Here is a 19,641-nt window from a genome sequence, read left to right on the forward strand (position 1 = left end):
TCGTCCGAAAGGACGGGCCGTCACTCCACCTTGGGGCCGACGGACCCGCGGCCCGCGGGCCGATGCCGCGGAGCGCCGCGGCGACGAGCCTTACGCATCGGCGGCCGTACAAGGGCGGCCGACGAGGTGGTTGGAGGACCCGATGCTCTCGAAAGCCCTGTTACGCCTGGGCACAAGCGCCGCCCGCCATCCCTGGCGGGTGATCGCGGCATGGCTGATCGCCGCCACGCTCGCCGTCCTCGCCGCGATCGCCATCGGCGGGCGGACCGCGGACTCGATGACCGCTCCGGGACTGGACTCCCAACGGGCCGCGGAACTGATCGAGCGGGCAGGCACCGGCCAGGAGGGGATGACCGCCCAAGTGGTCGTCACCCCCCTCGACGACGGTGCGACGTTCTTCGACGACGGTGCGCGCACCGCTCTCACGCGGCTGCAGACCGAGGTGAAGCGGCTGCCGCACGTGCTCGGCACGAGCGACCCGGCGGGGGCACTCGACGCGGGCGGGGATACCACCGTGCGCGGCGGCCTTGTCTCGGCCGACGGGCGGATCGCGGTCGTCCGGGTGCAGTACCCCGACCAGAGCCGGCTGTCGGCCGAAGACCTCGACGCCCTCGTCGGTCTCGGCGACCGGCTGCGCGCCGAACTGCCCCTGCGCATCGAGATGGGCGGGAACCTCTTCTACGCCTTCTCCGACCCCGACGGCGGCGCAAGCGAGCTGATCGGCCTCCTCGCCGCGGCCACGATCCTGTTCCTGGCGTTCGGTTCGCTCGTCGCCGCCGCGCTGCCGATCGGCATGGCAGTCTTCGGGCTGACCGTCGGGGTCGCCACGATGACGGTACTGGCGGGGGTGACGGACGTCCCGACCTTCGCCCCTGTCCTGGGCAGCATGGTCGGGCTCGGAGTGGGCATCGACTACGCGCTGTTCGTGCTCGCCAGGCACCGGGAGTACCTCGCGCGCGGGCTCGATCCGCAGGCGGCGGCCGGACGAGCGGTGGCCACGGCGGGGCGGCCCGTGGTCTTCGCCGGCGGCACCGTCGTCGTATCGATCCTCGGTCTGGCCGTCGCGGACGTACCGTTCATGACGGTGGGCGGGCTCGCCGTCTCGATCGTCGTCCTGATCATGGTGGTCGCGTCGGTGACGCTGCTGCCGGCCTTCCTCGGCGCCGCCGGCCCACGCCTGGCCCGGGCCGGCCGGATCGGCCGGGCTCTGCAGACCAGGAAGCCGGTCCGACTCGCACGGCGGCGGGACCCGGCGGCAGGCGCCGCCCACGCCGCCGGGTGGCGTCGCTGGATCGGGCACGTCAGCCGGCACCCGATGCCGTACGCGGTCGGCGCGGCAGGGCTGCTGCTGACCGCGACGCTGCCCGTGCTCGGCCTGCGCGTCGGCCTGCCCGACGACGGCTCACTGCCCCACAGCCGTACCGAGCGCCGGGCCTACGACCTCGTCGCCGAGGGGTTCGGCCCGGGGACCAACGGTCCCCTCGTCATCGCCGCGGACCCCACCGGCGATCCGGGAGTCCTTGACCGACTCGTCGGGGCGGTCGCGGCGGATCCGGGCATCGCGTCCGTCGCGCCGACGCACATCGATCGGGCCACCGGCATCGCGACCCTCGTGGTGTTCCCGACCACCAGCCCTCAGGACAAGGCCACGGCCGACACCATCGCCCGGCTGCGCACCGACGTGCTGCCCACCGCGATCGGGCACGGCCCGGCCAAGGCCCACGTCGGCGGCGCCGTCGCAAGCCTGTCCGATGTGGGCCAACGCACCAGCCAACGCCTGCCGGTGTTCGTCGCCGCCGTGCTGGCGATGTCGTTCCTGCTGCTGATGCTGGTCTTCCGCTCGATACTCGTACCGCTCAAGGCGGTACTGCTGAATCTGCTGAGCATCGGCGCGGCCTACGGCATCATGGTCGCGGTCTTCCAGTGGGGCTGGGGAGGCGCACTCATCGGGCTGGAAGCGACGGTTCCGATCGTGTCGTTCATCCCGATGTTCCTCTTCGCCATCCTGTTCGGCCTGTCGATGGACTACGAGGTGTTCCTCCTCTCCCGCGTACGCGAGGAGTACCTGCGCACCGGCGACAACGGCACGGCGATCGTCGAGGGCGTCTCGCGCACCGCCCGGATCATCACCTCGGCCGCCCTCATCATGGTGGCGGTCTTCCTGTCCTTCGCCGTCGCCGATGACCCCTCCACCAAAATGTTCGGGCTCGGCCTGGCCGCCGCGATCTTCATCGACGCCACGGTCGTACGCATGGTGCTGGTACCGGCGACCATGGCACTCCTCGGCCGGACCAACTGGTGGCTGCCGAAGTGGCTTGACTCGATGCTTCCCCGCGGGCCGGCCGGCACCGACGACACCGACGCGGAATCCACGGGTGAGGCCCCGCGTCCACGGCTGGTTGACCGTTGACTCAACTCCTGCCGATCGGCAGGTACGGCTCGATGAACTCCCCATCCGGATCGGTCAGTTGCACCCGCGTCACGCAAGACCGTCCACCGGACCGGACCGGACCGTGCCACGCCCGGCCGCGACGTGCCTGCTCAGTGCCAGTCGACGTCACACGCCACGTCCCGCCCGGCCGCTACCGCCAGTCGACGCCCCCGACACCACCGCTGTGCGCCAGTTCCGCCTCGACCCGGGCGCGCGCCTTTCCCATCACGGCCACGATCTGCTCCTCGCGCTCCGCGGTGAGCCGGGCCACCGGAACCGAGCAGCTGATGGCATCCCGCGCCGGTGTCCCGCCCACGGCCCGCAGCGCGAAGCCGAAGCCGACGATCCCGGTGACGCCCTCCTCGCGGTCGATCGAGTAGCCACGCGCCCGCGCCCGCTCCAGGTCGGCGGTGAGCGCGGTGCGCGTGGTGAGGGTGCGCGGGGTCAGCGCCTCGTACGGCCCGTCCGGCAGTTCGGCGTCCGGCCGCTCGGCCAGCAGGGCCTTGCCGAGCGCACCCACATGGGCGGGCAGCCTGCGGCCCACGCGGCTGATCGTGCGCAGATATTCGTGGGACTCGCGGGTCGCGAGGTAAGCGATGTCCATGCCGTCGAGACGGCCCAGGTGGATGGTCTCGCCGAGCTGTTCCGAGGCGTCGTCCAGATAGGGGCGTACGACACGGACCACCGGGTCGGTGTCCAGATAGCTGGTGCCGGTGAGCAGGGTGCGCAGGCCGATCCCGTACAGCGAGCCGGTGGCGTCGGTGCGCACCCAGCCGCGGGCGATCAACGTCTGCAGCAGCGCGTACATGGAGCTGCGCGGCACGCCCAACTCGTCGGCGAGCTCCTGCAAGCGGGCGGGCCGGTCGCCGCGGGCGGCGAGCAGTTCGAGCAGTTCGACCGTGCGGGCAGCCGACTTCACCTCGCGCACGCCGGACTCATGGGGCCGGGTGGGCACAACCGATTCGGACATGGGTCGATCGTACGTACCCTCCCGACCTGCGCGTCCGTACCTCCCCAACTCCCGGGAACCGGCGGCCGCGAGCCATTGACGAGGCCCGTGCCCGAACCTACTCTCCATTCTCATGCGCGAACATCATCTACATACGGAGACAGCCTCGTGATGCAGACCTCCACCGTCGACACCGCACAGCGGCTGCGCGACGGCATGGCCCGCGGCGTGCTGTCCTTCCCCCTCACCAGCTTCCGCACCGACGGCTCGCTCGACCTCGACGGCTTCCGTGACTATCTGGCGGGGCAACTGGCGACCTGCCCCGGGGCCGTCTTCCCGGCCTGCGGAACAGGGGAGTTCGGGGCTCTCGACGAGGAGGAGTACGGCCGTGTCGTCACCGCCGCCGTGGAGGTGACAGCGGGCCGCGTCCCGGTCGTCGCCGGCACCGGCTACGGCTACGCCCAGGCGCTGCGCTTCGCCCGTATCGCCGAAGAAGCCGGAGCCGACGCACTCCTCGTCCTGCCGCACTACCTCAACAAGGCATCCCAAGCGGGCCTGTTCGAGCAGCTCCGCCGGATCGCCGACGGCACCCGGCTGCCCCTCATCGCCTACCAGCGCGATCAGGTGAGCTACGACGCGGCGACCGTCCGCCGGATCGCCGGCATTCCCGGTGTCATCGGCCTCAAGGACGGCCACAGCGACCTGGACCGGCTTCAGCGCGCCACCCTCGCCGCCCCCGAGGGATTCCTGTTCTTCAACGGCGCACCCACCGCCGAGCTGCAGGCCCGCGCGTATGCGACGGTCGGCGTCCCGGCCTACTCCTCAGCCGTGCACGCCTTCGCCCCGGAGATCGCCACCGCCGTCTTCCAGGCCGTGACGGCAGGCGACGCCCAGCGCGTCGACCAGCTGCTCGCCGAGTTCTACATCCCCTTCGTGGAGCTGCGCGACCGACAGCCCGGATATGCCGTGTCCCTGGTCAAGGCGGCAGCCCGGCTGCGCGGCCGCCCGGTCGGACCGGTCCGCGCGCCCCTGACCGACCCGGCCCCCGTCGACCTCGCGGACCTCGAAGCGCTGCTCACCGCCGGACTGAACCTCGTAGGAGCCACCCGATGACCGACTCCATGACTGACTCCAAGTCCGACTTCATGTCCGTCCCCGTGACTGCCCCGGCGACCGGCGCCGACCTGACGATCACCGACGTCCGCCTGACGCCCATTCTCGTCGCCGACCCGCCCCTGCTGAACGCCCAGGGTGTGCACCAGCCGTACACCCCGCGCCTGATCATCGAGATCACCACCACGGACGGGATCACCGGCCTCGGGGAGACCTACGGCGACACCAAGTACCTTGAGCTGGCCCGTCCTTACGCCCAGAAGCTGATCGGCCGGTCCGTCGCCGACCTCAACGGGCTGTTCACGGTCGCGGACGAGGTCGCGGTGGCGAAGGAGCGGGTGGACGACCAGGTGGACGTGGGCGGCCTGCGCGGCGTCCAGACCGCCGACAAACTGCGGCTGTCCGTCGTCTCCGGCTTCGAAGTGGCCTGTCTGGACGCTCTCGGCAAGGCGCAGGGCCTGCCGGTGCACGCGCTGCTCGGCGGCAAGGTGCGCGACACCGTCGAGTACAGCGGCTACCTCTTCTACAAGTGGGGCGAGCACCCCAAGGGCATCGACTCCGAGCAGGACGACTGGGGCGAGGCACTCGACCCGTCCGGCATCGTCGAGCAGGCCCGCACGTTCCGCCGACGCTACGGCTTCCGCTCCTTCAAGCTCAAGGGCGGTGTCTTCGAGCCCGGACAGGAGATCGCCGCGATACGCGCGCTCGCCGAGGCGTTCCCCGGCAGCCCCCTGCGGCTCGACCCCAACGGAGCCTGGTCCGTCGACACATCGCTCCAGGTCATCGAGGCGCTGAAGGACGTCCTTGAGTACATGGAGGACCCCACCCTCGGCACCGCCGCCATGGCCGCCGTCTCCGCCCGCACCGACACACCACTCGCCACCAACATGTGCGTGACGACCTTCGACGAGATCAAGGAGGCGTTCACGCGCGACGCGGTCCAGGTCGTCCTGTCCGACCACCACTACTGGGGCGGCCTGCGCAACACCCGTGACCTGGCCGCCATCTGCCGCGCCTTCGGCGTCGGAGTGTCCATGCACTCCAACACCCACCTGGGAATCTCGCTCGCAGCGATGACCCACGTGGCCGCCACGGTCCCGAACCTCCACCACGCCTGCGACTCCCACTACCCCTGGCAGTCCGAGGACGTGCTGAGCGAACGGGTCGCCTTCAGGGACGGCGCGGTCACCGTCTCCGACGCTCCGGGCCTCGGCGTCACCCTCGACCGCGACAAGCTCGACGCCCTGCACCAGCGCTGGCTGGACGACGACGGCCAGATGCGTGAGCGCGACGACGCGGCGGCGATGCGCGTCGCCGACCCGGACTGGGAGACCCCGGCCTTCCCCCGCTGGTGACACCTGCCGCGCCGCCAGGGCCGGGTGCCCGCACCACCCGGCCCTCAACTCCCGCCCACTCCAGCCCACTCCGCCCCCGTGCCCTGCCCTGCTCTCACGATCGGAGCCGCTCGTGTCCGCAGTACCACCCAGCGCCGCCAACGAAGCCGTGCACCACCCGCCGGCGGTCGAGTCAGCCATCAAGAAGATCTTCAAACGGGTCATCCCGCTGTTCTTCGTCATGTTCGTCGCCAACTACATGGACCGCGTCAACATCGGCTTCGCCAAGGACGAACTGAGCGCGGACACCGGCCTGTCCGCCGCCGCGTTCGGCATCGGCGCGGGCGTCTTCTTCATCGCGTACGCACTCTTCGAAGTGCCCTCCAACATCCTGATGGAACGGTTCGGCCCAAGGATCTGGCTCACCCGGATCATGATCAGCTGGGGTGTCGTGGCCACCGCCATGGCCTTCGTGAACAGCGCCGAGATGTTCTACGTCCTGCGCTTCCTCCTCGGAGTCGCCGAGGCGGGCTTCTTCCCTGCGGTCATCTACTACTTCTCCCGCTGGCTGCCCGACTCCCACCGCGGCCGCGCCACTTCCATCTTCCTGATGGGCTCAGGAACGGCGACCGTCATCGTGGGCCCGGTCTCCGGCGCCCTGATGGAGATGCACGGTCTGCTCGGTCACGCCGGCTGGCAGTGGATGTTCTTCATCGAGGGCATCGCCTCGGTCGTCCTCGGCTTCGTCGTCTACCGCTTCCTGGACAACAGCATCGAGAGCGCCGACTGGCTCACCGACGAGGAGAAGAGCGGGCTCGCCGCCACCATCGACGCCGAGCAGGCCGCACGCGAGAGCAAACGCGGCAGCGCGAAGGTCTCCCGCTGGAAACTCCTCGCCGACCCCCAGATGCTGCTCTTCCTCTGGATCTACTTCGCGATCAACGTCGCCCTGTACGCGGTGACGTTCTGGCTCCCCTCGATCGTCGCCGACATCGGTGGCCTCTCCGAGTTCCAGGTCGGGCTCCTCACCTCCGTGCCCTGGATGTTCGCGATCGCCGCCGTCTGGATCTCCGGCCGGATCTCCGACCGCATGGGCAAGCGCCGCCCCCTGCTGGTCACCCTGCTCCTCATCGGCGGAATCGGCACACTGCTCGCCGTGTACGTATCGCCGTGGCTCGGCCTCGGCGCCCTCTGTATCGCCGCGGTCGGCTTCAAACCGGCGTCCCCCATCTTCTGGACCATCCCGCAGAACTACCTCGACGCCCGCGCCGCCGCCCCGGGCATCGCGCTGATCAACTCCATCGGAAACCTGGGCGGGTTCGTCGCCCCGACCGCCTTCGGCATCCTGGAGACCACGACGGGCTCCACCAAGGGCGGCCTGGTCGGCCTGACCGTCGTCGGCCTGCTGGCCGCATTGAGCGTCCTCTTCGTACGCGGAGGCAGCCGCAACGACACCATGGGCGACGCGCCCACGACCCCCACCGGGACCGACGCCCAGCCCACCACCGCCTGAGAGTCAGCGCGCCAACCGCCAACGCCGTGACAGCAAAGGCGGTTGGCGGTTGGCGCTTGGTGTCCGCACCGCCTTCACCGAGATCATTTGTGCCACTGCCACTGCCACTGCCACTGCCGCGGCCCCGATGCATCCGGCAGAATCTGCGCCAGATGCTCCCATGATCACAGGGGGCAACGAGAGAAACGGTGATGGTCAAGTGGCGGCGTATGTCATCATCCCGGGCATCGACGGCTCGGACGGGCAGCACTGGCAGACCCTGTGGGAGCGGCAGTGGGGCGCTTCGGCGGTGCGGATCTCCCCGGCCTCGTGGTCCGCCCCCGATCTGGATGACTGGCTCGGCGCCGTCCAGGAGGCTTACGACGAAGCTTCCCGGCAGGACAGGAGGGTTGTGCTGGTGGCCCACAGCCTGGGCTGCTGGGCCGCGTCGAGTTGGCTCGACAACAACCCCTCCGTCCCGATAGCCGGCGCATTTCTGGTCGCGCCGCCCGACCCGCGCGGGCGGGCGTTCCCCCGGGAGGCGGCCGCGACGTTCACCGACGTGTCCGCACAACCGCTGCCATGCCCGGCCCTGGTGGTGGGCAGCGCCAACGACCCGTACAGCACCCTCGACGCAACCGCCGACTTCGCGGCGCGATGGGAGGCGCGATGGCACCCGGTGGGGGAGTACGGACACCTCAACTCCGCCAGCGGACTGGGCTCGTGGCAGCACGGCCGTGAACTCCTGGACTCGCTCGCCCAGCAGTGATCCACCAGGGAGCGCCCGGCTACCGGCTCTGCCCGGGCGCACTCCCACCCGGCACCGCGCCGAGGCGGCAACCTCAACTGACTCCCGTCTCATACAGGGTGCGGTGGCAGAAGAGGCAGCAGTCCCACATCGGCAGGGCGCTCAAGAGCCGATGCTGCGCGCAGCATGCGATCGCCGCCTCGTCGGGGCCGGGGAACTCGCTGTTCAGCGGCGGCGCGGGAGCAGGTTCATGCGCGTCGACCATGGTGTGGAACTGCCGCAAGTACTGCTCGGCATACGGCGGTTCATAGCCGAGTTCATCCCACCGGTGGCGCTGCAGGGCAAGCAGGATGGCGCGCAGTACGAAGTCCTTGGCCCGTGCCCGGTACTCGGCGGTGGAGCCCCAGTCGATGTCCTCCAGGCAGAAGGCGACCGCACCGCGGCCCATGACGTTCTGGTCCTGGCGGTTGAGCAGTGCGGCGAACCGGAAGTCCCATGGCGCCTCGGCGAGATCGGACACGGCGAGCATGAGGGTCTCGGCGAACACCTCGGTGCCGCCGTTGGTCAGATCCAGGTCGATCCCCGCGCCGCTGAAGATGTTCACCCGATGAGCCTGGCGGCCGTATCTCACCGCCCCCGCCGGGGTCGTACAGCGCGAGCGTCCCGTACCGGCATATGTACGACGCGCCACCGGCTCCTGTCCGGACGCCAACGGCAGTCACTGGAAGGCGAGTTGGGTCTTCCTCCGCAGGGAGCGCGGCGCGGCATCCCAGCCGTAGACCGCAACCAGCGGGTCCGTCGAATCTGAAGGTCCGACTGCCAGGAGCCCTGCTGGGGTGTGGGTTCCGGGGCGTGGAGCCACGTGGGTGCGTCCGCGGCGTTGTCAGGCAAGATGGGGCTCCAATCGGCAGGGGAGGCCGCGGGGTGGGGTACGAACTGCAGGCAGCGGTCGCGGCGGACGAGTTGCTGCGCGGCGCATCGCGGGAGGTTCCTGGAGCCCGAGTGGTGCCGCTGCGTCAGGGCCTGTCACTGATGCCGATGACCGATGAGGTCTTCGACGCCTGCGCGGACGGCAGCGACGGAGAAGCCTTGGGGTTCTGGAAGTCGCCGGGGAGCTTCGAGACGCTGCTCGCCCAGTGGTCCTCCACAGGGCCGGTCGCCTACGGGGAAGCCGAGTACTTCGGGGGAGTCGGCGAGCAACGCGCAGCCGTCTGGGCTGACGGCTCGCTGGCCCTGGGCCCACTGGACAAGCCCGAGAACAGCCGGTTCTCGCGGGCGTTGACGCCGACTTCGCAAGGACTGCGGCGGCTTGGCGTGCAAAAGGGCTTGGACGAGGACGAGGACGAGGGCGAGGACGAGTTCGAGGCGCTGGGCCTTGACCGTCACCGCAGCAACGAGGACTGGATCGCGTCCGGCACCGGTTGAGAGGTCGTTCCTTCCCGGTGTGTTCCACCGGAATGCAGATCTGCCCCTCCGGCATCCGACCGCATCAGGAAATGGCCAGGAAATGGCCGTCCCACCGGCGAGGTGGCGGGCCCTCGGCCGGCCTGGTCGGGCCCGTCGCGCCCCGCCGTGCCCTTGACCGGCCGCGCCGCAGTGGGTGGACACGCGATGGTTACGTGATCGCCGGATGGTGTGCACCGGGAAACCAATGTGACGTGGGAGCATGCAAGGCACTTGACACCCTGTCATGGCCCTGTCCAACGTCGGGTGTTGAGGAAACTCCATACCGTCACGCGAGAGGACGCCCCCCACGCCATGTCCGCTCATCGCTCGCACCGCCCCTGGCGGCGCCCGCTGCTGAGCGCGGCCGCCATCGCCGCGATAGCCGTCCCGTCGGTCGCCTTCGCCACCGACACACCCGCCCCCACCAGCACTCCCAGCCCCCGCAGTGCGCAGCAGACACTGGACGACACCTACTACAAGGACGCGATCGGCAAGACAGGACCGGAGCTCAAGGGCGCGTTGCACACGATCATCAGCAAGCAGACCAAACTCTCCTACGACGAGGTCTGGGACGCCCTCAAGGCCACCGACGAGGACCCGGACAACCCGGCCAACGTGATCCTGCTGTACACCGGCCGCTCACAGTCCAAGACCACCAACGGCGGTGGCGAGGACGACTGGAACCGCGAACATGTGTGGGCGAAGTCCCACGGCGACTTCGGCACCGCCACCGGCCCGGGTACGGACATCCACCATCTGCGGCCGACCGATGTGTCGGTCAACAGCACCCGCGGCAGCAAGGACTTCGACAACGGCGGTGAGGAACTGGCCGAGGCGCCGGGCAACTACACCGACGACGACTCCTACGAACCGCGCGACGCGGTCAAGGGCGATGTCGCCCGCATGATTCTCTACATGGCGGTGCGCTACGATGGTGAGGACGGTTTCGCCGACCTCGAGCCCAACGACCAGGTCGACAACGGCTCGGCACCCGCGATCGGCCGCCTGTCGGTCCTGAAGCAGTGGAGTAACGACGACCCGCCGGACGCCTTCGAAAAGCGCCGCAACCAGGTGATATTCGACCAGTTCCAGCACAACCGTAACCCGTTCATCGACCACCCCGAATGGGTCGGCGACATCTGGAAGTAGCCAGCCCGCGCGTTCGGGATCGCTTCGGCGTGGAGGTGAAGGGAAAGTTCCGCCCCTTCGCCTGCGCGCCGGAGCTCTTCGCGGTTCGGCGAGCTGCTTGTCCAGGTCGGCCTCACCGGGGGCGCGGCGCTGTCGATGGTCACCACCGCGGCGATCCGTAGCGCTCATGGGGCTGGCGCCGCCGAACTGCTCTGCCTCAGTCGAAGAGGCCAGGCCGATATCCTCCGCGAACAGGCGGAGGTCCCCGCTGACGTCGAACAGGCCCTGGACCGCACCACGCCTCACACGGGCGCGCCACGCCCCCGCGGACGCACCGGGCCTTACGCGGTCGCGACCCGCAGCACCAGCGCCGCCGCGGCCATCGCCAGGATCACGCCCGCGGGAGCCAACTCGTAGTGCCGTGCCCGCAGATGGAAGATCACGGCACCGGCGAAGTACAGCGCCGCCCCGATCGCGGCGGCGATCCCGATCCACGGCACGAACAGACCGAGCACGAGCCCGACCGCGCCTGCGGCCTTCGCCGCGCCGAGCGGCGGAATCCAGGAGTGGGGCACGCGCACCGCGTCGAGGGTGGCGACGACGTCCTTGTTCCGGGTCCAGATGGCGACGGCCGACCCGGCCAGGACCAGCGCGAGCAGTGCGCTGACGATGACGGTTGCGATGAACAAGGCAGACCCCCTGGGCAATTCGGACTGGCCGGAGCGGCCGGACGCCAGTAAAGTACAACGATCGTAGCTATAAATGCAATGACCGCTGTAATTAACTGCCGGAGGTCCATGTTGACCAGCAAGAACGTCACCAGGGGCCGCCCCCGAGGAGGCACCGCCGACAAGCGGCAGGCCATCCTCGCCGGGGCGCTCACCGTCTTCGCCCGGGACGGCTACACCCGCGCGAGCATCGACGGAATCGCCGGCGAGGCAGCGGTGTCGACCCGCACGATCTACAACCACTTCAAGGACAAGGCCGAGCTGTTCCACTCGGTGATCCAGACGAGCACGGCCCGCATCGCGGAGGCGCACCTCGACCTGATCGACCGGCACCTCGGCAAAATCACCGACTTGGAGGCGGACCTGGTCGCCTTCGGGCTCGCCTGGACCGTGGCCGGCACCGACTCCGAACACTCCGCGCTGGTACGGCAGATCAATGCCGAGGCCGGACACCTCCCGGCGGAAGCGGTGACGGCCTGGCAGGAGGCAGGGCCACTGCGGGTGCGCCGGGCCCTGGGCGACCGCCTCGCCGAACTCGGCCAGCTCCGGGTGGCGGATCCCGAACAGGCGGCCCTGCACTACTCCCTGCTGATTTCCGGAGCCAACCCCTCCATGCCCGGCGCCCCGCGCACCGACGAAGAGCGCGAGGCGGCGGTCGCGGCCGGGGTGCACGCTTTCCTGTACGGATACTCCGCACGCGATGAGGCGCTCGCGCCATGACCGGGACAGGGCTTCGCTGATGATGCGGGTGGCGAAGCCGCGGTCGTCGGTGATCCGATCACTGATGTCGCAAGGCGCACAACTGCGCTTGCAGGTCACATGCCACCTGACGGCTCACCAGGTGCCGTCGCCGCGCAGTACGGCGTCGGCGCCGCCGTCGATGAAGACGACCTGACCGGTGACCAGTTCGTTCTCGGGGGAGGTGAGCCAGTCCAGCAGGGGAGCGATCTGTGCCGCTGCTGCGTGGCCGTGGAGCGGCATGGGGACGGTCTCGTCAATGACCTGGCGCAGGTCGGGGCTGGCCAGCATGGGTTCGGTCATGGGGGTGACGACGGTTCCGGGGGCGATGGCGTTGAGGGGGATACCGGCGCCCGCCCAGTCGGCGGTCACGGCGGTGCGGCGTACCCACCGGGCGATGGCGGCCTTGGTCGAGCCGTAGATCGCATAGCCCTCGCCCCGGTCGGCCGCTGCCTGGGCTGCGGCCAGCGCCGCTTCCTCGTCACCGGCGAGCGCCGCGTCGGCGATGGCCGCATCGTGCGGGTGGACGGAGGCGATCGAGGAGACGACGACGGCGCGCGGGTCCGTACCGGAAGCCAGCAGGGGACGCAGCCCTTCCAAGGTGGCGACCGCGCCGAAGTAGTTGACGCTCACGGCGCGCGGTTCGAAACCGGCGAGCCCGGCGCTCGCGATCACCGCGTCGAGCCGCCCACCGCTCAACTCGCCCGCACGCTGCACCAGATGGGCCCGGCCCTCGGAGGTGGCGAGGTCCGCGACGATATCCGCGTCCTTGAGGTCGGCGCCGATGACCGTGTGCCCCTGCACCTTGAGTCGGGTGGCGGTGGCCCTGCCGATGCCGGAGGCGGCTCCGGTGATGAGGTAAGTGCGGGACATGGTCGGCTCCTTCGCTGGCGCTGTACGTTCACGGGTCGCTGATCATCGCGTGTCGGCCGTGCGCAGGCGTACCGAATAGACCGGCACCGGCCATCGACTGATCCGCTCCTGAACAATCTTTAATCAACGTACGCTTTTTTGGCATGCCATGCCGCAAAATCTGTCTGTGACAATGAGGGCCGAGGCGAAACACGGCAAGGAGCACACGATGGCGGCAGCGCGGGGCCGTCCGTCCCTGACGGAACAGCGGCGTCTTCAGACCCGACTGGAGATCGCGGAGGCCGCAGCGACCCTGTTCGCCGACCGCGGCTATGACACGACGACCGTCGAGGACATCGCCTCGGCCGCGGGTATCTCCCTGCGCACCTTCTACCGCTACTGCCCGGCGAAAGAGGACACCCTCATCCCCCTCTTCGCCTCCGGCGTCGGCCAACTCGTGGACGTACTCGCAGCGCACCCGGCCGACGAACCGCTGAGCGCCGCCATCGAGGCATCGTTCGTGACGGCGACAGCCGAGCGTCGCCTGGAGGACACGGCCCGAGCCCGTCGGCTCATCCGCAGCCTGGAAACCGTCCCCGCCCTGAGGATGAGCTGGCTCGCCGCGGGGCGGGAGACGCGGGAACGCCTCACACCGGCCCTCGCGTCCCGCACAGGAGCCTCTGCCGACAGCCTCGAAGTGCAGCTCCTGACCACCGCGGTGCTGGACGCGTACACCGTCACCATGGAGCACTGGGCCCGGCAGGACGACCCCGAGGACCTCATCGACCTGATGCGCCGCGCACTGAAGTTCCTCCGGCTCGACGAACTCCAGCCGAAACCCGACTAGTTGAACCACCGGAACCCGGTGAGCGCGCCCAAAGCCACTCGTGCACCTCCGAGCCGACCTCCTCACGCCACTCGTCTTCGAGGACGCTGAACACTTCGGAGTACCTCCGCCTTGCTGGGCGGCGCCGTCACCCAGACGCACCAGCACACATTGAGGCAGGCACCGCCAAGTTCTCAGACAGCGCTCCCCATGGGACCGACGTGCAGGACAACGGCAGTTGGATGAGCAGCCCGGCGGGTGCGGGTGTCCGCACCGGAAGGGCCGGGGAGGTCAGCTCTGGGCGGTGGGCCGGACAACGATCTCGTTCACGTCGACCGTGACAGGCTGTTCGATCGCGAAGGCGATGGCCCGGGCGATCGCGTCGGGCGGGATCGCGATCCCGTCTCGCATCTTCGTGATCTCCGCTCTGACCTGGCTGTTGGTCGACGCCTCGGCGAAGTCGGTCGCCGTCGCACCAGGAGAGACGGTGGTCACCCGCAAGGAGTCGCCGGCTTCCTGCCGCAGCCCTTCGCAGATGGCCCGGACCGCGAACTTGGTGCCGGCGTAGACGGCCATGGTCGGCACGATGCGAAACGCGGCCGTGGAGGCGGTGGTGATGAAGTGGCCGGTTCCCTGCGCCCGGAATCCCGGCAGCGCGGCGCCGATCCCGTGCAGCACGCCCTTCACATTGACGTCGACCATGTGGTCCCACTCCTCGACGCACAAATCGTCGAGAGGCGCGATGGTGCCGACTCCGGCATTGCTGACGAGTTCGTCGAGTCGGCCGAAGCGCTCACCGGCCAGCGCGACCAGGGCCTGCAGGTCGTCCCGCCGGGTCACGTCGATGCGGATCTGCACGGCCCTGCCGCCTGCCTTTTCGATCCGGGCCACCAGTTCCGCCAGGCGTTCGGACCTGCGTGCGCCGAGGACGAGTCGCGCGCAGTGTGCGGCGAGCAGCAGCGCGGTCGCCTCGCCAATGCCGCTGCTGGCTCCCGTGATCGCCACCACTTTGCCCTCGATTCCGGACATGAAGTCTTCCTCTCCGTCCTGGGCACCGGGGCCGGGGTACTGAGCGGCAGCAGCTCCCGAGGGAGCGTCGGAAGCTGTTGCGCACTGGACGGCCGGGTACCGGTGAGACCGTGTGAGGCCCTCGGTAGCGCCGTGGCCTTGTGCTCGCACACCAGTCTTGAGGAGCTTCAGCCTGGTATCCAGACCGTACCTATTCTGGAACTGAAGGTGCCCCGCTATGCCCACGCAGCCGGACCGACGCGACCAGCGCCGTCAGTTGAATGCGTTTCTGCGCAGCCGGAGAGAGCGCCTCACTCCTGGCGAGGTGGGCCTGCCCCAGACCGGCCGCCGCCGGACTCCGGGACTTCGCCGAGAGGAACTGGCACTGCTGGCCGGGATCAGCGCCACCTGGTACACGTACCTGGAGCAGGGGCGGGAGATCCGCGCCTCCGGCCAGCTGGTGCACCGGGCGACCTGGGAGCGAGGCTGCCGAGGATCGCCGCTACTGGACCGACCGATTCAACCAGCGCTGACCACCCCGCACCGTGCAAGGAGAACCGCGGTGACCATCGTTGACGCCCCCACTTCCTGGCCCTGTGAGGTCTGCCGCCGGCCGTCCGTCGACACCGATCACGGCCGGGCCGTCATCCTTCTCGGACACACCCTGAAGACGGTCACCGTGCTGCAGGTCAGCTACCTCGGCTGAACATGCCTGCGCCCCCGGCCTGGACGGCGGACCGGGGGCACTCCTGCGAGGGCTAGCTTCGCGCTCGGCGCTCTAGAGCAGGTTGAGGCCTGAATTGACGTTGAGGCGAGCGAGGGACCCTTTCGGGGGGCCTTGAATGACCTTCCACTTGATGTCCTTCGCGGAAGGATTGCCAAGTGCCTTCACCGCGGCGGGCGTCAAGTCGATCTCCCCCACCTTGCAAGCCTTGCACTTGTCGACGATCCTCGCGTAGATGGTGTGGTCCCCATGGGTCACTTCGATCCACTTGTGGCAAAGTTCGAAGTTCTTCATCCCAGCGGACGCCGCGAAGTGATTCGTCGTTGTTTCAAAAGTCGGGAGGCCTTGGCGCCCAGAGCACGCAAAGGAGGGCTTCGGGCCTCCCGCCGCTGGGCCGACAGCTTCCGCATGGGCCGGCGAGCCAACCAGCAGGCTCAACGCCAATCCCGCCAACCCCGCACCAGCCCCGATACGCCCACTAATACGATTCACGGCAACTCCTCCATTCGATGACTTATGCAAGCATCACGGTATCGGTGGGAGGAATCGCGTAACTCGCTAGCAGACACGCAAAGTCGGACGGTCCTACCGGATCGGCGCCTCGTCGAGATACACCTACGCTGGCTGCCGCTCACCGACAGGGCCGCGGCCTAGTTGTTGATCGCGTTGTTCTCCCGGCCGTCTGCCTTGGTGTTCGCGTTGTTGTTCGAGTCGCTAGACGACAACGGCACACGTCCCGCGAAGACTCATGACCGGTGAACTTGATCCACGAGCAGAGGTCACGGGCGAACATCCCGGAGAGCGACGCCGCTCACGGAGAGGGCTGCGGCATAACGAACCGCCCCAACCATCAGGCCGGGGCGCCGCCCTTGCGGCCATCACGGACGAGCACGGCGGGGGCGACAAGCTGGTCGGTCATGACGCCAAGTCTCCCCGGCAGTACCGTGAATTGAGCCCGACCCGAGGGAGCCGGCCGCTCAGTCACGACTCCAGCAGACCGCAGCTCCGGTCATCCGCAAGCCCTCAATCCGGACAACCGAACCGACGACTCACTCAACGCCCTCTGAGAACTACCGCTATTCCACGGCCCATCAGGTGGTCATCGATGCCGACACGCGCCAGATTATCCTGGTCGGTCGGCCCGTGCCGGGCAACCGGCACGACTTCCGCGGCTGGGAAGAGTCCGGTGCCAGGGCCGCCGTCGGCGCGACGATGACCATCGCCGACGGCGGCTACCAAGGGACCGGCCTGGTCATCCCGCACCGTAGGCAGGCGGGCCAAGCCGAACTTCCGGCCTGGAAGGAGGAACACAACCGCTCCCACAAACGAGTTCGTGCCCGCATCGAGCGCGCCTTCGCCCGGATGAAGGGCTGGAAGATCCTGGGCGACGGCCGTCTCAAAGGCGACGGCGTCCATCACGCCATGCCTGGCATCGCCCGCCTGCACAACATCGTCCTCGCCGGACAGCCGACCAGGCCAGCCAGCGAGCACCGTACTCACGTCAAGCCATCCCTGGCGCGAGACCTGGCTGCCGTGGTGCGTCAGCCGCTGTGGGTGGAGATCAGTGCGATCCGGTGCGATAGAGGTCGCGCAGCAGGGCGATCTCGGCCCCGTGGTGCAGCAGTTCCTGGTTGACCCACCACACGATGTCGAGGAACGGCTCTTCCGCATCGCTGCCGTGCGGGTAGGTGCACAACCCGACGGTGTCGAGTGCGGCGTCATCCACGCTCAGAAGCGCCTTGTGCCAGGCCGTGGCGCCGGCGTCGAAGGCCGCTACCGCCCCCGCGGCGTCCCCGCTGACGAGGTAGTCGTCCCGGGTCAGCACATGGCCGCCGGCGGTGTGGTCAGCGCGCAGGGTCAGCATCTCGCTGAGGTGGCTCAGGCGCCAGGCGATGGTGGTGAAGGGCGGCGGCCAGGGATGCGGGTAGGAGGCGGCATCGCGCCCCCACTCACCGGTGCCGACGAGGACAGTCGCGCGCGATCCTGGCCCGTCGACGCGTCGGCGTACCGACCAGCACTCGGGCACCGGCTCCCAGAGATACTCCTCGTCGGTCATGGGACCCACCTTGGTATCCGCCCCGTCGCCGCTGTCCATGATGGGCCCTGCCATGCGGTTGGTGAGGCGCTCGCGTGCGAAGTCGAATTGCTCGAGCAGCGGAATCAAGCGGGACGGTGTCGTCATCGAAGGCTCCTGCGTAGGACTGGTGTCGGGGCGATCCGCCAGCCTGGCACAACCAGGGGAACGGTCGCGTCCCATTTTCTGAGAGCCCTCACCAGGTGGGGCAAACTGCGCTTTCCTCGGCGAACTGGGCGTTGGCGGACACGTCTCATCCGGCGGTTACGGGACTTCCCAATGCTGCTGTCAAGCCGCAGCCGCGACTTGAAGTGAGCTCTGATAGCACACTCCGTCACGGATCATTGCCCACAGGACGTTGACGCGACGACGGGCCAAGGCAAGCAGAGCCTGCTTGTGGCCTTTCCCTTCCCGCCGCTTGCGTTGGTAATACACCTTGGAGTCAGGACAGGATTTGAGGCTGGCCATTGCCGACAAGTACATGGTTCGGAGCAGCCCGCGGTGATAGCGGCGGGGTCTGCGCAGGTTGCCGCTGATGCGGCCCGAGTCGCGAGGTTGCGGGGCCAGGCCGGCAAAGCCGGCCAGGCGGTCCGCGCTGCCGAAGGCGTCCATGTCGCCGCCCGTCGCTGCGGTGAGGGCCGCCGTCGTCATGAAGTGGGCGGGCAGCACGGCGCGGGCGGGCGCGGTGTGCAGGGAGACGTGGGGGACGCCGGTGAAGCCGTAGCGGAACGCGAGCCGCCACAGGCAGATGAGCATGACGAATGACGACCTGGTTCCAGTCGGCCACCGAGGCTGTCTCGGCGACCAGTTGGGCCACTCCCTCGCCGAGCACGATGATGGTGAAGAGGCCAAGGCGCTCGTCGATGTGGCCGGAGTCAAGGCGCACGGGAAGGGGCGGCGCCTGCGGGTGCCGGGCGCGCTGGTTGCGGGGGTGCCGACTGCGGGGGTGCTGGGGAGAGCGCGCGGTGCGCAGGCGGTCCAGGAAGCGGTCGGTGTTCAGCAGGGCAGGCAGCGCGACGTCCAGGGCCAGGCCGAAGGCCCACAGGCCGTACCGCCAGGGCCCCTCCACCCACAACGAGGCGATCCACGGGGGCAGGCCGGCGGCGAGTTGTCCGGTGGGCCAGTCCACCAGGGCCTCGTTGCGCTGTTCCCACACGCGCGCGGAGAGGAGCCGTACGAGGACGTAGGCGGCGGCGAAGACGGTGGCGCGATCGCCGGTGGCCTCCGGGACCGCGGCGGCCATCGTCGCCATCCCGAACATGGCGAGGTACATGGTGTGGAAGCCGACCGTCTCGTCGGCCACGCTCGCGTACATCGTGAAGGTCACCCAGGCGATCCAGAACGCCAGGGACAGGCCCAGATAGGCAGCCGCGTCCTGCCAGTTGGCGGCCTCGTGCAGCCGGTGCGCCAACTGGGCCACCCCGGCGACCGCCACCAGGTCGAAGAACAACTCCAGCCAGCTTGCGTGCCGTTCACTCGCCGCACCAGGGGCCGGCTGGTCCGGCGGGGTGCCTGGTGGGGTCATGGAGGGCGGCTGCGACGCTTCAGATCCGGTCATATACGGATTATTAAGGCGCCTTCCTGATGGCTGTGGCACTGACGGCGCCGCGCCTGCCGACCCGTGGAACTACGGAGCGCACGCGGATGAGGTCCCCGAGGGCATCGGTAGGTGAGCAGTTGGCGCGTGCGAACCGTGCGGACAGGTGACTGGTCGAGGGTGACCGGAGGGTGGCGCTTGGCCGCCCTCCGGCTGTTTCATCGACCGATCGTGGCCCTGCCTCAGCACGTAACGATGTTCTGGAAACTCCCTACGTAATAGTAGTGCGAAAACCCCTCATAGTTCCGCAGGAATTTACAGTCGCTATCGGGGCCGTACTTGACGACCACCTTTACGCTCATCGACTCCCCGCAATAGTTGCTGATGCTTGTCCAGCCCACTGGTATCGGGTAGTCCGTGTAGGCGATGCAAGACGGTGCGCTACCGGCGATATCAACGGTCTGCGAGAGCTGCCATGCAGATGTGGAGGCGCCCGCCGCACCAGCTCCACCG

Annotated in this window: 16 protein-coding genes and 4 pseudogenes; 11 read left to right on the forward strand and 9 right to left on the reverse strand. The window is 68.9% G+C overall.

What is annotated here, in order from left to right; genetic code table 11:
- The first annotated feature begins 142 nt into the window (after positions 1-142).
- Positions 143-2,410: an MMPL family transporter gene (locus tag ACFQVC_RS32300; RefSeq protein ID WP_381837296.1), complete on the forward strand. Its 2,268-nt coding sequence runs from the start codon at positions 143-145 to the stop codon at positions 2,408-2,410.
- Positions 2,411-2,582: 172 nt separating this feature from the next.
- On the opposite strand, the gene ACFQVC_RS32305 is transcribed toward ACFQVC_RS32300, so the two are convergent.
- Positions 2,583-3,401 carry an IclR family transcriptional regulator gene (locus ACFQVC_RS32305; protein WP_381837298.1) on the reverse strand — a complete coding sequence of 273 codons (819 nt, stop codon included), beginning with the start codon at positions 3,399-3,401 and terminating at the stop codon, positions 2,583-2,585.
- Positions 3,402-3,551: 150 nt separating this feature from the next.
- Between ACFQVC_RS32305 and ACFQVC_RS32310 the strand changes: the two genes are divergently transcribed.
- The 4 genes from ACFQVC_RS32310 to ACFQVC_RS32325 all read left to right on the forward strand — a co-directional run bounded on the left by ACFQVC_RS32310 (position 3,552) and on the right by ACFQVC_RS32325 (position 8,088).
- Positions 3,552-4,493 carry a 5-dehydro-4-deoxyglucarate dehydratase gene (locus tag ACFQVC_RS32310; protein WP_381837562.1) on the forward strand — a complete coding sequence of 314 codons (942 nt, stop codon included), beginning with the start codon at positions 3,552-3,554 and terminating at the stop codon, positions 4,491-4,493.
- A 32-nt stretch (positions 4,494-4,525) separates the two neighbouring features.
- The gene (locus ACFQVC_RS32315; protein ID WP_381837564.1) at positions 4,526-5,848 is read left to right on the forward strand and encodes a glucarate dehydratase family protein; all 1,323 of its coding nucleotides are present in this window, start codon (positions 4,526-4,528) and stop codon (positions 5,846-5,848) included.
- A gap of 112 nt (positions 5,849-5,960) precedes the next feature.
- A complete protein-coding gene (locus tag ACFQVC_RS32320; RefSeq protein WP_381837300.1) occupies positions 5,961-7,340 on the forward strand; it encodes an MFS transporter in 1,380 nt (459 codons plus the stop codon).
- Positions 7,341-7,539: 199 nt separating this feature from the next.
- The gene (locus ACFQVC_RS32325; RefSeq protein WP_381837302.1) at positions 7,540-8,088 is read left to right on the forward strand and encodes an RBBP9/YdeN family alpha/beta hydrolase; all 549 of its coding nucleotides are present in this window, start codon (positions 7,540-7,542) and stop codon (positions 8,086-8,088) included.
- 73 nt (positions 8,089-8,161) lie between these two features.
- Here the strand turns inward: ACFQVC_RS32325 and ACFQVC_RS32330 are convergent, their stop codons facing one another.
- A complete protein-coding gene (locus ACFQVC_RS32330; protein ID WP_381837304.1) occupies positions 8,162-8,671 on the reverse strand; it encodes a hypothetical protein in 510 nt (169 codons plus the stop codon).
- Positions 8,672-8,991: 320 nt separating this feature from the next.
- On the opposite strand from ACFQVC_RS32330, the gene ACFQVC_RS32335 reads away from it, so the two are divergent.
- Together ACFQVC_RS32335 and ACFQVC_RS32340 are read left to right on the forward strand one after the other, a co-directional pair.
- Complete coding sequence (locus tag ACFQVC_RS32335) at positions 8,992-9,492, forward strand: hypothetical protein (protein ID WP_381837306.1); 501 nt, start codon at positions 8,992-8,994, stop codon at positions 9,490-9,492.
- Between the two features lie 333 nt (positions 9,493-9,825).
- Positions 9,826-10,662: an endonuclease I family protein gene (locus ACFQVC_RS32340; RefSeq protein WP_381837307.1), complete on the forward strand. Its 837-nt coding sequence runs from the start codon at positions 9,826-9,828 to the stop codon at positions 10,660-10,662.
- A gap of 320 nt (positions 10,663-10,982) precedes the next feature.
- Here the strand turns inward: ACFQVC_RS32340 and ACFQVC_RS32345 are convergent, their stop codons facing one another.
- Positions 10,983-11,330, reverse strand: coding sequence for a DoxX family protein (locus ACFQVC_RS32345; RefSeq protein WP_381837309.1), 348 nt, complete (start codon positions 11,328-11,330; stop codon positions 10,983-10,985).
- 108 nt (positions 11,331-11,438) lie between these two features.
- On the opposite strand from ACFQVC_RS32345, the gene ACFQVC_RS32350 reads away from it, so the two are divergent.
- Positions 11,439-12,089: a TetR/AcrR family transcriptional regulator gene (locus tag ACFQVC_RS32350; RefSeq protein WP_381837311.1), complete on the forward strand. Its 651-nt coding sequence runs from the start codon at positions 11,439-11,441 to the stop codon at positions 12,087-12,089.
- Positions 12,090-12,203: 114 nt separating this feature from the next.
- On the opposite strand, the gene ACFQVC_RS32355 is transcribed toward ACFQVC_RS32350, so the two are convergent.
- Positions 12,204-12,980, reverse strand: coding sequence for an SDR family oxidoreductase (locus tag ACFQVC_RS32355; protein WP_381837313.1), 777 nt, complete (start codon positions 12,978-12,980; stop codon positions 12,204-12,206).
- 208 nt (positions 12,981-13,188) lie between these two features.
- Between ACFQVC_RS32355 and ACFQVC_RS32360 the strand changes: the two genes are divergently transcribed.
- Positions 13,189-13,806, forward strand: coding sequence for a TetR/AcrR family transcriptional regulator (locus tag ACFQVC_RS32360; RefSeq protein ID WP_381837315.1), 618 nt, complete (start codon positions 13,189-13,191; stop codon positions 13,804-13,806).
- 270 nt (positions 13,807-14,076) lie between these two features.
- On the opposite strand, the gene ACFQVC_RS32365 is transcribed toward ACFQVC_RS32360, so the two are convergent.
- Positions 14,077-14,814, reverse strand: a complete 738-nt coding sequence (locus ACFQVC_RS32365) for an SDR family oxidoreductase (RefSeq protein WP_381837317.1) — start codon at positions 14,812-14,814, stop codon at positions 14,077-14,079.
- Between the two features lie 217 nt (positions 14,815-15,031).
- On the opposite strand from ACFQVC_RS32365, the pseudogene ACFQVC_RS32370 reads away from it, so the two are divergent.
- Positions 15,032-15,256 (forward strand): annotated as a pseudogene (locus tag ACFQVC_RS32370) (helix-turn-helix domain-containing protein); the annotation flags it as partial.
- A gap of 315 nt (positions 15,257-15,571) precedes the next feature.
- On the opposite strand, the gene ACFQVC_RS32375 reads toward ACFQVC_RS32370, so the two are convergent.
- Positions 15,572-16,009 (reverse strand): RlpA-like double-psi beta-barrel domain-containing protein, encoded by a 438-nt coding sequence (locus ACFQVC_RS32375; RefSeq protein WP_381837319.1) that lies wholly within the window; start codon positions 16,007-16,009, stop codon positions 15,572-15,574.
- A gap of 570 nt (positions 16,010-16,579) precedes the next feature.
- Between ACFQVC_RS32375 and ACFQVC_RS32380 the strand changes: the two are divergent.
- Positions 16,580-16,981 (forward strand): annotated as a pseudogene (locus tag ACFQVC_RS32380) (transposase); the annotation flags it as partial.
- Between the two features lie 97 nt (positions 16,982-17,078).
- Here ACFQVC_RS32380 and ACFQVC_RS32385 read toward each other — a convergent pair.
- The 3 genes and pseudogenes from ACFQVC_RS32385 to ACFQVC_RS32395 all read right to left on the reverse strand — a co-directional run.
- A complete protein-coding gene (locus ACFQVC_RS32385; protein WP_381837321.1) occupies positions 17,079-17,699 on the reverse strand; it encodes a DinB family protein in 621 nt (206 codons plus the stop codon).
- A gap of 180 nt (positions 17,700-17,879) precedes the next feature.
- Positions 17,880-18,233, reverse strand: a pseudogene (locus ACFQVC_RS32390) (transposase); the annotation flags it as partial.
- Between the two features lie 133 nt (positions 18,234-18,366).
- Positions 18,367-19,149, reverse strand: a pseudogene (locus tag ACFQVC_RS32395) (low temperature requirement protein A); the annotation flags it as partial.
- Positions 19,150-19,641 lie beyond the last annotated feature (492 nt).

It is taken from the genome of Streptomyces monticola (assembly GCF_042665355.1).
GTDB classification, from domain to species: domain Bacteria; phylum Actinomycetota; class Actinomycetes; order Streptomycetales; family Streptomycetaceae; genus Streptomyces; species Streptomyces monticola.

What these genes read in the sequence shown, in the direction of transcription:
- ACFQVC_RS32300 (WP_381837296.1), top strand. Translation starts at nt 143, where the DNA reads ATGCTCTCGAAAGCCCTGTTACGCCTGGGCACAAGCGCCGCCCGCCAT.
- ACFQVC_RS32305 (WP_381837298.1), bottom strand. Translation starts at nt 3,401, where the DNA reads ATGTCCGAATCGGTTGTGCCCACCCGGCCCCATGAGTCCGGCGTGCGC.
- ACFQVC_RS32310 (WP_381837562.1), top strand. Translation starts at nt 3,552, where the DNA reads ATGCAGACCTCCACCGTCGACACCGCACAGCGGCTGCGCGACGGCATG.
- ACFQVC_RS32315 (WP_381837564.1), top strand. Translation starts at nt 4,526, where the DNA reads ATGTCCGTCCCCGTGACTGCCCCGGCGACCGGCGCCGACCTGACGATC.
- ACFQVC_RS32340 (WP_381837307.1), top strand. Translation starts at nt 9,826, where the DNA reads ATGTCCGCTCATCGCTCGCACCGCCCCTGGCGGCGCCCGCTGCTGAGC.
- ACFQVC_RS32350 (WP_381837311.1), top strand. Translation starts at nt 11,439, where the DNA reads ATGTTGACCAGCAAGAACGTCACCAGGGGCCGCCCCCGAGGAGGCACC.
- ACFQVC_RS32355 (WP_381837313.1), bottom strand. Translation starts at nt 12,980, where the DNA reads ATGTCCCGCACTTACCTCATCACCGGAGCCGCCTCCGGCATCGGCAGG.
- ACFQVC_RS32360 (WP_381837315.1), top strand. Translation starts at nt 13,189, where the DNA reads ATGGCGGCAGCGCGGGGCCGTCCGTCCCTGACGGAACAGCGGCGTCTT.
- ACFQVC_RS32365 (WP_381837317.1), bottom strand. Translation starts at nt 14,814, where the DNA reads ATGTCCGGAATCGAGGGCAAAGTGGTGGCGATCACGGGAGCCAGCAGC.
- ACFQVC_RS32385 (WP_381837321.1), bottom strand. Translation starts at nt 17,699, where the DNA reads ATGACGACACCGTCCCGCTTGATTCCGCTGCTCGAGCAATTCGACTTC.